The sequence below is a fragment of the Pseudoduganella sp. genome (assembly GCF_041914865.1).
Taxonomy (GTDB): domain Bacteria; phylum Pseudomonadota; class Gammaproteobacteria; order Burkholderiales; family Burkholderiaceae_D; genus Rugamonas.
This window is the reverse complement of sequence record NZ_JAYSCO010000091.1, coordinates 1-15,018: the sequence shown is the minus strand read 5'-3', so window position 1 is coordinate 15,018 and position 15,018 is coordinate 1. Positions and strand designations below refer to the sequence as shown.

Genomic DNA, 15,018 nt, shown 5'->3' with positions numbered 1-15,018 from the left:
GGGCATATCGTCAAACGCCCACACTTATCGACTGTTGATTTTTAAAGATCGCTGCGTTATTTTTGACAAAGCGTTGTGTTTGTCAGCAGCAGAGAAGCGAGATTATGCGGTACAGCGTGCAACTCGTCAACCCCTCGTTTTTCGCGCTTCGCTCTGCAGATTTGTCTGCGCCGCGTTGCGAGGGACAGAACTATAGCAAGCCGCCTGCGCTTCCGCAAGGGCGGCACGTGAAAAAGGTTTGGGATGCCAACTGAACAAGTTCGACCACGCCCACCGACTGTCCTGGTCGTCGATGACTCGCCGACCTTGCTGCTCGCCCTGCTGGACCACCTGAGCCGGCATGGCTTCCTGGTTGTGCTGGCGCACGATGCGCGCGAAGGCATCATGCGCGCCGCCCTGGCCGAGCCGGACCTGATCCTGCTCGATATCGTGATGCCCGGCCTGGATGGCTTTGAGGCCTGCCGCCGCCTGAAAGCCGACGCGGAAACGCGCGACGTGCCGGTCATCTTCATGACTGGCCTGAGCGATGCCAAGCAGATCGTCAGCGGCTTTTCCGCCGGCGGCGTCGACTACATCACCAAGCCATTCCAGGTCGAGGAGGTGCTGGCCCGCATCAATACCCATATCGCCCTGCGCCGGGCAAACAATGAACTGAAACAGGCTTATGAATCGCTGGCGCGGGCGCAGGAGGACCTGGTGCACCAGGAAAAGCTGGCGGCGCTCGGCTCACTGGTGGCGGGCATCGCCCATGAGCTGAACACGCCGATCGGCAACAGCCTGATGGTGGCCAGCACCTTCGAGGCGCAAACCGGTGTGATACGCGGCCATTTCGCGCGGGGCGAGAACATGCGCCGTTCGGAGCTGGTGAGCTACCTGGACAATGCCCACACCACGACCGAGATCCTGATGCGCAACCTGCAGCGCGCGGCCGACATGGTGACCAACTTCAAGCAGGTGGCGGTGGACCAGACCAGCACCCAGCGCCGCACCTTCCTGCTGGCCGAGGTGGTGGCGGGCAATGTGCTGACGCTGATGCCGTCCATCAAGCGCACCCCGTTCGAGGTGGTGCAGCACGTGCCGGCCGAGCTGATGATGGACAGCTACCCCGGTCCCCTGGGCCAGGTGATCGCCAATCTTGTCAACAACGCCATCATGCACGCCTTCGACGGGCGCAGCGAAGGCAAGGTGGAGCTGGTGGCGGAGTACCACCAGGATGACTGGGTTGCGCTGCACGTGCACGACAACGGCAACGGCATCAGCAACGCCAACCAGGAGCGCATCTTCGACCCCTTCTTCACCACCAAGATGGGGGTGGGCGGCTCCGGCCTGGGCCTGCATATCTGCCACAGCATCGTGAGCGATATGCTGGGCGGCCGCATCACCGTCAGCAGCAACGAAGGCGCCGGCACCTGCTTTACGTTGTTCCTGCCGCTGGAGGCGCCACGTCACTGAGGCGCGTCGCGGCGCAGTCGCGCAGGCGCTGGCGGTTATCCTTGAACCAGGTGACGAAGCCGGCGCCGGGCATCGGCGCGCCCACCAGCGGACCCTGGCCGGCGCTGCAGCCCAGCTCCCGCATCAGCACCCAGTCTTCCATCTTTTCCAGGCCGTCCGCGCATACCGGGACGCCCAGCTTGCCGGCCATCGCCAGCAGCCCATCCAGCAAAGGCCGGCGATGGCTGCGTTGCGCCGCCTCGTGCACGAACAGCGGGTCGATGCAGATGCCGGACAGGGGGAAGCTGGCAAAATCGCGCATGCGCGCCTCGTAGCGCCCGCAATGCACGGCGCCGATGCCGAAGCCGCGCAGGCTGATACGGCCGATGTTGTGCAGTGCATCGGCTTCGCCCCCTGCCACCACGGCTTCGCTGATTTCCCAGCAGACGCTGGCCGGTTTCACGCCCTGTGCCTGGACGCCCGCCACCAGCCGCCCCAGCTCGCCCAGGTCGGCCAGCAGTTCCGTTGGCAGCGGCAGCGACAGTTTGATGGCCGACAGTCCCATCTCCTGCCAGTCGTGCAAGTCGGCTGCCGCCTGGCGCACCAGCGCCAGCACGATCGATCCTGCAAGTTCGGTATTCCCGGCCAGGGCGGGCAAGATGGCGGCGCTATCCAGCACGCCGCGTTGCGGGTGCTGCCAGCGCCCTTGCACGGCAATCCCCAGCAGGCGCCCGCTATCCAGCGCCACGCGCGGTGCGTATAGCGGGAAGAAGTGCCCCTCGGCCAAGCCGCTTTCGATGTCGGCGGCACTGATGCCGCCTGCGGCGTCGGCCTGCTCCAGGTCAGCCAGCGCCAGCATCGGCGCCTTATCGAGCAGCGCTTGCAAGCCCTCCAGCCGCACTGGCTTGGCGATGGTGGCCAGCAGGCGCATGGAACAACCGGCCGGCAGGCTGTGCGCCGCCTCCTGCAGGCGCGCCTGGTTGGCGGAAGCGGCGATCAGGTTGGCGGCCAGGCGCCGTTTGGCCAGCTGCTGGATCAGCTCTACGCCGTCCATGCCGGGCATATCGAGGTCGGTCAGCACCAGGTCGACCGGCGCGCCGTGCTGCTCCAGCGTGCGCAGGGCATTGATGCCATCGTTGGCGGCCAGGATGGCGCCGAAGCCGATCTGGCGCAGCAGGCCGAGGACGTGCTCGCGCTGCACCGTGCTGTCTTCGACGATCAGGGCCGTGCTTGCATTAAAGTCCCTCATTCGACCTCCATTCACCGCTGCCATACTGCAGGATTTCGCGGCTGATCGCGTCCAGCGCCACGCTGCGCTCGGCCGCGCCGCGCTTGACCGCCTCGCGCGGCATGCCGTACACCACGCAGCTCTGTTCATCCTGCGCCAGCGTGCGCGCGCCAGCCTGGCGCATTTCCAGCAGGCCGACGGCGCCATCGTCGCCCATGCCGGTCATGATAATGCCAAGTGCGCTGGACCCGGCGCACTTGGCGACGGAACGGAACAGCACATCGACCGAGGGCCGGTGCCGGTTCACCAGCGGGCCGTCGACCACCTCCACAAAGTACTGGGCCGGGCCGCGCCGCAGCAGCATGTGGCGGCCGCCGGGCGCGATCAGCGCCTGGCCGGGCAGCACCGGATCGTTGTTGCGCGCCTCCTTGACGGTGATCTGGCACAAGCTGTTCAGGCGGTCGGCGAAAGCGGCGGTGAACTGCTCCGGCATGTGCTGCACGATCACAATGCCCGGGGCGCCCGGCGTGAGTTCGGCCAGCACCCGTTCCAGCGCCTGCGTGCCGCCGGTGGAGGTGCCCAGCGCCACCACCTTGCCGCTGCCGCGCATGGGCGCCGCGCCCTCGCCCATCGGCGGCAGGATGGCGTCCGCGCTCAGCTTGGCAGCCGGGATGCCGGGCGTCGGGGCCGGCCTGGTGCCGGGCGGCGCCGGTGCCTGCAACCGTGCCTGGGCGGCGCTGCGCACGGCTGCCACCAGCTCGTCGCAGCCGTCGTGCAGCGACTGGCGCAGGTCCATTTTTGGCTTGCACACCACCGCCACGGCGCCCGCCGCCAGCGCCTCCATCGAGCTGCGGGTGTTCTTGTCCGTCAGCGAGGAGCAGATCACCACCGGCGTCGGGCGCTCGGCCATGATCTTGCGCAGGAAGGTGATGCCGTCCATGCGCGGCATCTCGATGTCCAGCACCACCACGTCGGGCCACTGCAGGCGCATGCGCTCGCCGGCCAGGATGGGGTCGGCCACGGCATACGTCACCTGCATGTCCGGTTCGCGCCCGAGCAGGCCGCTCAGCACCTGCCGCACCACCGCCGAATCGTCCACCACCATGACCTTGATCTGCTTCATGCCGTTCCCTTCTCGCCCTGGCGCACCCAGACGTCGCCGGTGGATACATCGAACAGGATGTGCCGGTGGCCGGTGCCGAACAGGCTTTCCGACACCACCGGGATGCCGTATTCGGCCAGCAGCTGCTCCGCCGCCAGGCCGTTGCGCTGGCCGATGCCTGGCGCAGCGCCGGCTTCGATGGCGGGGAACATGCTGCCGCCGCCGAACACCTTGGCCTCGCACTCCAGGATCGGCACCGCGTGCCCCTGCAGCTGCCTGACCATCAGCGCCATGGCATCCCGGCCATAGCGCCCGTTCAAACCCGGCCCGGCTTCGCCCTCGCGCTCGGACAGCAGGAAGTGCGACATGGCGCCGATGCGCAGGCGCCGGTGCCACAGCGTGATCGAGACGCATGAACCGAGCACGGTGCGGATGCGGTAGCGCGCATCGCCCACGAAGTACTCGCCGGGCAGCAGGTAGACTTCGATGGTGGCGCCGGTTTCCATCTCACTCCTTGCGATAGATCGCGGGCGCCACCGGGCGCACCGGCAGCGCCATGTCGTGCAGGCTTTCCGAGTGGCCGATGTAGAGGTGGCCGCCGGAACGCAGGCAGTCGAGCACGCGCTGCACCACGCGGCGCTTGGTCGGCGCGTCGAAATAGATCAGCACATTGCGCAGGAAGACCACGTCGAAGCGGCCCAGCGCGGGCAGGCGCGCCGCATTCAGGTTGATCTGCGCGAACTCCACGCATTCGCGCAGCGCGCGCGACACCAGCAGGGTGCCGTCTTCCGCATCGATGCCTTTCAGGCAGAAGCGCCGCAGGTAGTCGGGCGGCACATGGCTGGCGCGCGCCAGCGGGTAGTGGCCGCTGCGCGCGCTGTCCAGCACGCGCGCGCTGATGTCGGAGGCCAGCACTTCCCAGCTTTGCGCCGGCAGCAGGTCGGCCAGCACCATGGCGATCGAATAGGGCTCCTCGCCGGTGGCGCAGGCTGCGCTCCAGACGCGGAACTGGGTGCTGCCCGGCCGCTGCGCCTGCGCCAGCGAACGCAGGTGCTCGAAATGGCGCATTTCGCGGAAGAAGTAGGTCTCGTTGGTGGTCAGCAGGTCGATGGCGAGCTGGGTCTCCTCCGGCGCCCGGCCGCTGGCGATCAGCTGGAAATAGGAACCGTAGCTGTCGAACTGCAGCTGGTGCAGGCGCTTGGCGAGGCGCCCCGACACCAGCGGCTTCTTGGCGTCGGACAGCGCAATCCCCGCCGCCTCATGGATAAAGCGCTGGAACTGCACGAACTCGCCGTCCGTCAGGGGCGTTACGGGTTGCATGCCGCGCCCTCGCCCGCCATGGCCGCAATTTCCGGCACGTTCAACACCGCCTCCAGGTTGATGAGGATGACAAACTTGCCGTTAACCTTGCCGATCCCGTTGATGAAGTCATTGCGCAGGCCCGCGCCAAAGCTGGGCGGCGGCTCGATCTGCGCCGCGTCGATGTCGAGCACGGCGTTGACGGCGTCCACCAGCAGGCCAAGCACCTGCTGCTCCGGCGCCGTCCCCATCTCCACGATCACGATGCAGCTGCGGCGGCCGATCGCACTGGCGCCGCGCCCCAGGCGGCTGGCCAGGTCCAGCACCGGCACCACGGCGCCGCGCAGGTTGATCACGCCGCGCACGCAGGCCGGCATCATCGGCACGTCGGTCACGCCGCCGTATTCGATGATCTCGCGCACCGCAAGTATGCCCAGCGCGAAGGTTTCCTCGCCCAGGCGGAAACTCAGGTACTGGTGCTCTGCTTCCATGCCGCTCCTCAAAAACGGGTGAAGTTGCTCTCGTCAAGCGGCGCCACGCGCGCCAGCTTGCGCTGGCGCGCGCGCGGGCCGGGCGGGTGCAGCACTTCCACGCTGCGGCGCGGCGCCTCGTCCTGTGCCACGCGGAAGAAGCGTATCAGCTGCTGCAGTTCTTCCGCCTGGCTGCTCATTTCCTCCGCCGTCGACGCCAGCTCCTCGGCGCCGGCGGCGTTCTGCTGGGTGGTCTGGCTCAGCTGCCCCATCGCCATATTAATCTGGCTCACGCCGGACGCCTGCTCCACCGAGGCGGCGGTGATTTCCTGCACCAGGCGCGAGGTCTGCTGGATGGCCGGCACCATGGCGTCCAGCAAGGCGCCCGCCCGTTCCGCGGTCTGCACGCTGCCGGCGGCCAGGTCGCCGATCTCCTGCGCCGCCACCTGGCTGCGTTCGGCCAGCTTGCGCACCTCGGCCGCCACCACGGCAAAGCCCTTGCCATGCTCGCCCGCGCGCGCCGCCTCGATCGCGGCGTTCAGCGCCAGCAGGTTGGTCTGGTAGGCGATGTCGTCGATGATCATGATGCGCTTGGCGATATCGCGCATGGCGGCCACCGTGCTGCGCACCGCCTCGCCGCTTTCGCTGGCCTCGCCCGCGGCCTTGGCCGCCGTGCTGTCGGTGATGCGCGCGTTATCGGTGTTCTGGCCGATCGAAGCGCTCATCTCTTCCACCGAGGCGCTGGTCTCCTCCACGCTGGCGGCCTGCTGGCTGGCCGCCTGCGACAGCGATTGCGCCGTGGCGCTGACCTGCTCCGAGGCGGCGGCCAGCGCCAGCGCGCCGTTGCTCACTTCCGACGCCACGCCGGACAGCTTGTCCACCATGCTCTTCATCGATGCCAGCAGGCTGCCCTGGTCGCCCTTCTTCAGCGCGATCTGCACCGCCAGGTTGCCTTGCGCCACCTCCTGCACGACGTGGGCGGCGTAATCCGGCTCGCCGCCCAACTGGCGCAGCAGGTTGCGGATCATCCACAGCGACAGCAGGACGCCGGCCAGCAAGCCGGCGCCGAGCAGGTAGGCATTGGTGCGGATGGTTTGCGCCGTCTGCGCCGTGGCCGAATCGAACTCTTCGCGCGCCACGCGCTCCTGCAGCTCGATCAGGCGCGCCATGGCCGCCAGCACCGCGCGGAACGGCTGGTCGGCCGCGCGCGCCGCTTCCAGCGCTTCCTTGTGCTTGCCGCCGCGCGCCTTCTGCACCACCGCACTGCGGATATCCTGCCAGGCATTCCAGGCCACGGTGTATTGCGCCGCCAGCTGCTGCTCCTCCGGCGTGAGCGTGGTCGCCATATAGGCGTTCCAGTTCTTGCGGATCTGCTCCTGGTGCGCGGCGTCGCCCTGCTGCGCCGCTTCGGCTTCGGCAATGCTGGCGGCAGCCGCCGTCATCACCATGCGGTGCCGCGTGCGCAGCATGTATTCATTGACCTTGCTCAGGTAGATCAGCGCCACGGTGCGGTCCTCGTAGGTCGTTTTCAGGCGCGCATTGCTGAATTCCATGCCGCGCATGCCGGCCAGGCCGATACCGGCCATCATCAGCACCAGCACCGCCACCATCAGGCCAAGGCGCATCCCCACCGTGATTTTTCTCTGCATCGTTTCGCTCCTATGCTGCCAGGTTGCCGGCCGGCCTAGCCTGCAGCTGCTTGAGCAGGGCCGGTACATCAAGGATCAACGCCACGTCGCCGCTGCCGAGGACGGTGGAGCCGCTCAGGCAGGCAATGCCGCTGAAGACCGGGCTGAGCGGCTTGATCACCGCCTGGCACTGTCCCTGCAGGCTGTCGACCACCAGCCCGGCGCGCTGCCCGGCATGTCGCACCACCAGCACGCTTTCGCGCCGCGGCGCAGCGCCTTGCAGCCGGAACAGCGCGCGCAGCGGCACGGTCGGCAGCACGTCGCCGCGCAGGTCGACGAAGCCGCGCTGGCCGTCCGGCTCGTATTCGACGCATTCTTCGATGGTGCCAAGGGGAATGGCAAAGCGCGAGGCGCCCACCGTGACCAGCATGCAGTCCATGATGGCCAGCGTGAGCGGCAGGCGCACGCGCACGGTGGTGCCGCGCCCTGCTTCGCTGTCGATGGCGATGCTGCCGCGCAGCGCTTCGATATGCCGCTTTACGACATCCATGCCGACGCCGCGGCCGGACAGGCTGGTCACCTGGCCGGCCGTCGAAAAGCCGGGTTCGAAAATCAGGGCGAACAGTTCGCTGTCGGCCGGTGTGTGCTCGGGCTGGAGCAGGCCGTGCTCGACAGCGCAGGCGATGATGCGTTCGCGCTGCAGGCCGCCGCCGTCGTCGCCCACTTCGATCACGATGCTGCCCGAGTCGTGGTAGGCATTCAGCGATACCGTGCCTTGCAGCGGCTTGCCGCGCTGGCGCCGCAGTTCGGCCGGCTCGATGCCGTGGTCGATGGCGTTGCGCACCAGGTGCGTCAGCGGCTCGCCGATACGCTCGACCATGGTCTTGTCCAGCTCCACCTCCTCGCCGCCCAGCACCAGGCGGATATCCTTGCCGATTTCCCGCGCCACGTCGTGCACCACGCGCTGGAAGCGGTTGAAGGTGGCGCCGATCTTCACCATGCGCAGCTGCAGCGCGCTGTCGCGCACCTGCTCCACCAGTTCGCCCAGGGCGCTGCTGCTGTCCTGCAGCGCCGCATCCTTGAAACGGCTGGCCAGCATCTGGGTGCGGGCACTGGCGATGATCAGTTCACCGACCAGGTTGATCAACTGGCCCAGGCGGTCGGCGTCGACGCGGATGGTGCGGCTCTCCGCGACGCGCCCGGGCGCCAGGGGCCCGCCTGGCGCGGCGCCCGCGCTGGCGGCGGGCGGCACGGCCGCTGGCGCGGCCGGCCGGGCCGCCGGGGTGACGGTGCCCAGCCCGCTCGCCTGCAGCACGTGCGCGATGGCGGCGCTGTGCAGGGGCAGCGTATCGGCCAGCTGCTGGTAGTCTTCGCCCCGGCTGCCCGGCGGCAGCAGGCGCAGCGTGCACTGATCGTGCAGGAACTCAAACACCCTGGCGATGTCGTCGGCGCCGGCGCCCGTTTCCAGCACGATTTCAAAGCCAAGGTAGCAGCTGTGCGGGTCCATCAGCTCGGGCGGCGGCAAGCCGTCGGCCACCGTGGCCAGCGCCACGATCTCGCCCAGGCGCCCCAGGTAGGCAATGAAAGCTGCCGGGTCCATGCCCTGGCGGAATACGTCGCGCCCGAATTCGAGCGAGACCAGCCAGCGCCCCGTTTCCGCCACCGCCTCCGTGATCGGCGCCGGCGCCAGGGGGCTGTCCGGCAGCAGGTCGGCCAGCCCGGGCGCCGGTGCCAGGTAGGCATGCAGGGCCGCCAGCTGCGGCGCGCAACGCTCGCCGAAATCGCCCCGGCCGCCGCGCTCCACGTCGCGCACCATGGCCGCAATCTGGTCGGCGCACTCCAGCAGCAGTGCCACCAGCTCCTGGTCCAGCGGCAGCGCGCCGTTGCGCACCTCTTCCAGCACGCTTTCCACGGCGTGCGTGAACAGGACGATGTAGTCGAGCGCAAACAGGCCGGCCGTGCCTTTGATGGTGTGCGCCGCACGGAAGATGGCGTTGACGGACTCCTCGCGCGCCGCCGGGTCGCCCAGGTGCAGCAGGCCCGCCTCCATTTCCGCCAGCAATTCCCCCGCCTCGGTGACAAACGCCTGCAAGCCTTCGTCCAAGTCCATGGGGGCGTCTTCCTATTCGATGCGCAGCAGGCCAAACAGCGCCGCGACGGCGGGGCTGTGCGCCACCAGGCGCAGTTCCTTGCCGCTGGCGCGCGCCGCGCGCTGCGCCAGCAACAGCAGCTGGGCGCCGGCGCTGTCGATTTCCGTGACGCCTGCCAGGTCCACCTCCAGCGCCGGCGACTGTGCCAGGCGCGCCAGCAGCGCGTCCTTCAACTCCTGCACGCGGCGGATGGTCAGCTCTCCCTCGATGAAGAGTAGTGCCGGGGTGTGGGCGGGCGATGGGCTCATGCTGCCAATCGTATGCCCACGCCATGTGGCTGGCAAGCCCGGTGTGCGCAATTGCAAACCGGGCAAGCATGACAAAAATACTACCGCCCTACTCGCTCAGGCGTTGCACCTTGCGTGCCGGATCGGCCGCGATGGCTGCCGCCGTGAAGGGCAGCAGCGGCAGGCGCTTTTCCGCGTACAGCGGCAGCTGGTCGGCGTAGTACGGCGAGCGCGGGTCGGTGGACTGCCCGTACAAGAGCAGTCCGCGCGCCTGCGGCCCGGCGGCGTCGAAGCCCACCAGGTGGATGTAGCTGGTCCCCCAGGCCACGCCTTCATAGCCGGCGGCGCCGAGCGGAGCGGCCATATGGATCGAGTTGTAGCTGCCGTCGATATCGCCGATGGCCCCATGGATGGGGAAGCGCTGCCCGTTGCGCGGCTCCACCTGATAGTCGCCGAGACGCCCGTCGAATGGCACGCCTGCCTGCTGCAGGTGCTGGGCCGCCGCCTTCAAGGCGGCCAGCATGCCGGGCATGGCGCTAGGCGCGATGCCGCGCGGGGTATGCAGGGGATGCGCCGTATCGAAGGGCACCGCCCAGCGGTCCGGCAGCTGCGCGGCACGGTTCCAGAATTCGCGGAACAGGACTGCGCCCCGGCTGTCCAGGTCGGCCTTGCGGTCCCAGTTGGCCAGGGTGGCGCAAGCCTGCCGCAGCTGCGCATCGCCGTTGCCCATGCAGGCCGCCAGCAATTCCGGCAGCACCAGCTCGGCCGCCAGGATGCGGTTGGCGAACAACAGCTCCTGCACCTCGTCCAGCCCGACCCGCGGACGGCGCGCCAGCATTTCCTCGATGCCGATAAAGCCGCTGCGCGTACGCAGGTGCTGGGCCACGCCGACCGGCCCGTACAGCGGCGAAAAGCCAAGCGGCGCAGGTCCCTGCAGCAGCTGGCGCGCATTGCTCAGCCAATAGCCATCGTTCGAGTTGGCCACGTAGTCGCCGCGCAGCAGGGACGGCGCGCTGGCGCCGCCAAAGATGCCGTCCGGCGCGCCGGCATCGCGTCCCCAGTGGCAAGCGGAGCGCGCGCCATCGAACATCAGCAATGGCGCCAGCAGCAGGCAGCCGTTGCCAAACTTGTCGGCGCCCTGGTGCGGCACCACGCTGGCATCGGCGTACAGCGCGCCGCCGGCGCGGTCGGCTGCCACCGTATTCACCCACGGCAGGCCCAGCACGCGGTCCAGCTGCTGCTTCAGCTCCTGCACACTGGCGGCACGGCCGATGGCGATCCACTGCTCCATCAGGCGCGTGTTGTTGCGGTTCGGGTCGCCCAGCACCAGGAAAGCGTCCGCGCCCTGCGGCTCGCCCGGCAGCGCCATCAGCGCGCCCAGCCGGCTCGCATAGAAGGCGCGGCGCTTCTGCCGCAGGCTGCCGTCGGGCTGCAGGATGTCGACCGCCACCTCGCGCACCGTCAGCCAGTGGGGCGTGCCGTCGATGACGTAGCGCATCGGCTCGGCGCGGTCGCGCGGCAGGCGGAAGGTGGTGAAGTGCACGGCCTTGGTCACGGTATGGGTCCAGGCGACGTCCTGGTTGAAGCCGATCACCACCAGCGGCAGCCCGCCCAGGCTGACGCCCATCACGTCGTAGCTGCCCGGTATCGTCAGGTGCAGCTGGTAGAAGCGGTCGGTGCTGGTCCACGGATAGTGCGGATTGCCGAGCAGGATGCCGCGCCCGTTGCTGCTGGCGTCCTTGCCGATGGCCAGGGCGTTGCTGGCCATGCTGCCCTGCAGCCGCTGCGCATACGGCACACCGTCCGGCGGCGCGGCGGGCGGGCCGGCGCGCTGCAGCAGCGGCACATTGCCGGTCGTGTCGCGCGAGGCCGCCACGATTTCGGCCGCGAACACTTCGCCGGTGGCGTGCAGCGCCTTCTCCGCGATCAGGAGCATGACGTCGTCCTCACCGATCGGCTTCACCCACGGCGCCGCCCGGCAGGCCGCCGGCAGGCTGGCGCCGTGTTCGCGCAGGTAGCGGTTGTAGCCGGCCGCGTAGCCGCGCAGCAGTTGCCGCACCTCGCCCGAACCTGCCGCGTAGCCCGCGCGCAGCTGGGCAATATCGAGATAGCCCTTGAAGAAAAAATCGCTGTCCTCGTTGCGCAAGTCCATGAAGTCGAGCGCGGCGCCGTACTCGCCGTTGAGCGGCCGCGTCGCTTTGGCGTCCGCCCCGAAGTAGCGCGAGCGTTCGCCGCGCACCGTCAGAAAGCTGTCGGCCAGCATGCAGATATTGTCCTCGGCGTAGGAATAAGCCAGGCCGTAGCCCAGCCCGGAGAAGTCGTCCGCCTTGACATGCACCACCCCGTAGCTGGTGCGCGTCACCTCGGCAGCGAATTGCGGAGTCGGCGGCGGCGGCGTGCCGCCGTTGCTGCCCCCGTCACTGCAGGCAGCCAGGAAAAAGGCCGCACCGGCGGCCAGCAAGCGTGCTCTCATGGTAGTCCTCCCTTGAAAAGAGCTACGCTTCCATGATGGGCGCGGCATTTGCGCGACACTTGAGCGAAATCAAATTTGCACATTATCGTGCGCGACCAACAATCTGCTAAGATTTTTGACAAATGCACCCGCCCCGGGTGCATTTTTTTTTGCGCATCTTTTTCCAAGGGAGACGATATGAAGCGATTCACCCCGGCAGTACTGACCGTAGGACTGTTGACCGCCTGCGCAGCACAAGCAAGCCCCACCACCTGGATCACCGTCGGCGATGCCGCCTACGCCAAGCTGCAAGCGGCGGCACCGCAGGCCATTGCCAAGCAGAGCAAGCAAGGCCAGGGCAAGGAAAAGGTCCACCTGGTGCAAGTCGATGAAGCCGCAATCCAGAAACTTTCCGCCGCCATCCACAAGGAGTTAAAGCGCTGCGGCGGTTTCATGGTGCACGCCAGCGAAGAGGAAGGCCGGCAGGCGCTGGCCAAGGCCAATATGGTGCAGCCGCTCGCCCTGGCGGCCAGCCGCCCGAGCTACACGATCGACAACCAGACCACGGTCAACGGCATGCTGCCAAGCCTGCAGGCATCCAATATTGCCCAGACCATCATCGACCTGTCGAACTTCGCCAACCGCTACTACCGCACCACCAATGGCGCCAACGCCTCCAACTGGCTGGCGCAAAAGTGGACTGCCATGGCGGCCGGCCGCAGCGATATCAGCGTGACCCAGTTCACCCACTCGGGCTATAACCAGAAGTCCGTCATCATGACCATCAACGGCACCGACAATGGCTCGGAAGTGGTGGTGATGGGCGGCCACCTCGACACGATCAACATGAGCGGCAATGGCGAGACCTCGCGCTCGCCCGGCGCCGACGACGATGCATCGGGCATTGCCAGCCTGACCGAGGCGGCACGCGCCATGATCGCCTCCGGCTACAAGCCGCGCCGCACCATCAAGATCATCGGCTATGCCGCCGAGGAGGCCGGCCTGCTCGGCTCCAAGGACATCGCCGCCAACTTCAAGGCCAATAATGTCAACGTGGTCGGCGTGCTGCAGCTGGACATGACCAACTACCGCGGCTCGGCCAAGGATATCTGGATCTACACCGACTACACCGACAGCCAGCAGAACACCTTCCTCGCTTCGCTGGTCTCGGCCTATACGCCGACTGTCACCGTCGGCTACAGCGCCTGCGGCTACGCCTGCTCGGACCACGCCTCCTGGCACAACCAGGGCTATCCCGCATCGTTCCCGTTCGAGACGCTGGACGGACAGGACAACCCGCACATCCATACCGCCAACGACACCTATGCCAACTCCGGCAACCAGGCCGACCACGCGCTGAAGTTCGCCAAGCTGGCTGCCGCCTATGCGGTGGAGCTGGGCAGCGACGGTCCCGGCGTCATCGGCGGCGACACCGTGCAAACCTTCAGCGGCAGCCTGGCCCTGAACCAGAAAGCCAACTTCGGCCCGTTCAAAGCCGGTGTCGGCACCTTCAAGGCGGAAGTCACGGGCACTGGCGATGTCGACCTGTACGTACGCAAAGGCAGCGCCCCCACCACCACCAGCTACAGCTGCAAATCGGATGGCGCCACCTCGACTGAAACCTGCAGCGTCAGCATCACCGCCAACGGCGATGTCTACGTCATGCTGAACGGCTACAAGGCATCGACCTACAACCTCAAAGTCACTTACCGCCCGCAGTAAGCCAGCGTGCGCCAGGCCGGGCCGCCCGGCCTGGCCATTTTAAAAATTATTTACATAAGCACTTATATAAACTGTTATGATTATTCCACCGATCACCGCTACGAAAGGAAAACCATGAAAAGAATCGCTGCGCTCATCCTGGCAGCAAGCTGCATGACCGGTCCGGCCATGGCCCAGGCGCCAATGCAACGCAACCAGGCCGACATGACGATTGCGGCCAAGGGGCGCGACCAGCTGATCGACCAGCTGGTGAAGACCCTGAACGCCAGCTACGTCTTTCCGGAAAAGGCCAAGCTGATGGAGAAGGCGCTGCGCGCACGCCAGGCCAGCGGTGCCTACAAAAACATCAGCAGTGCGGCCAAGCTGGCCGAAGTGCTGACCGCCGACATCCGCGCCATCAACAACGACCAGCACCTGCTGGTCGTCTACAGCGAACAGGAGATCCCGGAAGGCGCCGGCGGCGGCGTGCAGTCCGCAGCGGAACGTGCCGCCGAACTGGCCGAACTCAAGGCGATGAACTTTGGCATCGATCGCGTTGAACGCCTGCCGTTCAATATCGGCTATCTCGATTTCCGCATCTTCGGCCGCACCGATGCCGCCGCAGCTTCAATCGGCGCTGCCATGACCCTGCTGTCGAATTCGAATGCCGTGATCATCGACCTGCGCCGCAACGGTGGCGGCGAACCGGAGACGGTCGCACTGCTGGCCAGCTACCTGCTCGACCAGCCGGTGCACCTGAGCGACATCGAGTACCGCAAGGGCAACCGTGTCGACCCAATGTGGACCAGGGAAAAGGTGGAAGGCACGCGCCTGGGCAGCGGCAAGGAAGTCTATATCCTGACCAGCGAGCACACTTTCTCCGCCGCCGAAGACTTCAGCTACGCGATGAAGCACCTCAAGCGCGCCAAGATTGTGGGCGAAAATACCGCCGGCGGCGCCCATCCCGGCGACTTCGAGCGCCTGTCCGCGCACTTCCAGGCCTTCGTGCCGAATGGACGCTCGGTCAGCAAGATCACCAATGGCGGCAACTGGGAAGGGACGGGCGTCGCGCCCGATATCGCCGTGCCGGCCACGCATGCCCTGGCAGCGGCACAGCAAGCCATCCTCACCAGCATGCTGGAAAAGGAAAACGACAAAGCCCGTGCCGCACGCATGCAGGCGCGTATCGCAGCACTACAGCAGGAACGAAAGTAAACGGAAAAAATCCCCTCCAGCCTGCGCGCGCTCAAGATCGCGCGCGGTGCCGAAGGGGATTTTCCTAATAAGAGCTTGACGATAACCTACTTTCACACTGGTTGCAGCACTATCA

The 15,018-nt window shown here is 67.1% G+C and carries 12 protein-coding genes; 3 read left to right on the top strand and 9 right to left on the bottom strand.

Annotated features, from left to right (window positions below):
* Positions 1-243: 243 nt before the first annotated feature.
* Positions 244-1,452: a sensor histidine kinase gene (locus ACE3TQ_RS25730; RefSeq protein WP_374586410.1), complete on the top strand. Its 1,209-nt coding sequence runs from the start codon at positions 244-246 to the stop codon at positions 1,450-1,452.
* Here the strand turns inward: ACE3TQ_RS25730 and ACE3TQ_RS25725 are convergent.
* From ACE3TQ_RS25725 to ACE3TQ_RS25685, 9 genes are all read right to left on the bottom strand, one after another.
* Positions 1,415-2,680, bottom strand: coding sequence for an EAL domain-containing protein (locus tag ACE3TQ_RS25725; RefSeq protein ID WP_374586409.1), 1,266 nt, complete (start codon positions 2,678-2,680; stop codon positions 1,415-1,417). The genes ACE3TQ_RS25730 and ACE3TQ_RS25725 overlap by 38 nt on opposite strands.
* The gene (locus ACE3TQ_RS25720; RefSeq protein WP_374586407.1) at positions 2,667-3,782 is read right to left on the bottom strand and encodes a chemotaxis response regulator protein-glutamate methylesterase; all 1,116 of its coding nucleotides are present in this window, start codon (positions 3,780-3,782) and stop codon (positions 2,667-2,669) included. Before ACE3TQ_RS25720 ends, ACE3TQ_RS25725 begins: the two co-directional genes overlap by 14 nt.
* Positions 3,779-4,267 (bottom strand): chemotaxis protein CheD, encoded by a 489-nt coding sequence (locus tag ACE3TQ_RS25715; protein WP_374586405.1) that lies wholly within the window; start codon positions 4,265-4,267, stop codon positions 3,779-3,781. The genes ACE3TQ_RS25720 and ACE3TQ_RS25715 overlap by 4 nt, the downstream gene beginning before the upstream one ends.
* A 1-nt stretch (position 4,268) precedes the next feature.
* Positions 4,269-5,081, bottom strand: coding sequence for a protein-glutamate O-methyltransferase CheR (locus ACE3TQ_RS25710; protein WP_374586403.1), 813 nt, complete (start codon positions 5,079-5,081; stop codon positions 4,269-4,271).
* Positions 5,069-5,551 carry a chemotaxis protein CheW gene (locus tag ACE3TQ_RS25705; protein ID WP_374586400.1) on the bottom strand — a complete coding sequence of 161 codons (483 nt, stop codon included), beginning with the start codon at positions 5,549-5,551 and terminating at the stop codon, positions 5,069-5,071. Before ACE3TQ_RS25705 ends, ACE3TQ_RS25710 begins: the two co-directional genes overlap by 13 nt.
* Positions 5,552-5,559: 8 nt before the next feature.
* A complete protein-coding gene (locus ACE3TQ_RS25700) occupies positions 5,560-7,179 on the bottom strand; it encodes a methyl-accepting chemotaxis protein (protein ID WP_374586398.1) in 1,620 nt (539 codons plus the stop codon).
* 10 nt (positions 7,180-7,189) lie between these two features.
* The gene (locus ACE3TQ_RS25695; RefSeq protein ID WP_374586396.1) at positions 7,190-9,268 is read right to left on the bottom strand and encodes a chemotaxis protein CheA; all 2,079 of its coding nucleotides are present in this window, start codon (positions 9,266-9,268) and stop codon (positions 7,190-7,192) included.
* Positions 9,269-9,280: 12 nt separating this feature from the next.
* Positions 9,281-9,556, bottom strand: a complete 276-nt coding sequence (locus ACE3TQ_RS25690) for a lipid asymmetry maintenance protein MlaB (RefSeq protein WP_374586394.1) — start codon at positions 9,554-9,556, stop codon at positions 9,281-9,283.
* 88 nt (positions 9,557-9,644) lie between these two features.
* On the bottom strand, positions 9,645-12,008 hold the full coding sequence (locus ACE3TQ_RS25685; protein WP_374586392.1) for a penicillin acylase family protein: 2,364 nt from the start codon (positions 12,006-12,008) through the stop codon (positions 9,645-9,647).
* 177 nt (positions 12,009-12,185) lie between these two features.
* On the opposite strand from ACE3TQ_RS25685, the gene ACE3TQ_RS25680 reads away from it, so the two are divergent.
* Together ACE3TQ_RS25680 and ACE3TQ_RS25675 are read left to right on the top strand one after the other, a co-directional pair.
* Entirely contained in the window at positions 12,186-13,709 is a 1,524-nt protein-coding gene (locus tag ACE3TQ_RS25680) for a M20/M25/M40 family metallo-hydrolase (RefSeq protein WP_374586390.1), read from the top strand.
* Between the two features lie 114 nt (positions 13,710-13,823).
* A complete protein-coding gene (locus tag ACE3TQ_RS25675) occupies positions 13,824-14,903 on the top strand; it encodes a S41 family peptidase (RefSeq protein ID WP_374586388.1) in 1,080 nt (359 codons plus the stop codon).
* The last annotated feature ends 115 nt before the right edge of the window (positions 14,904-15,018 follow it).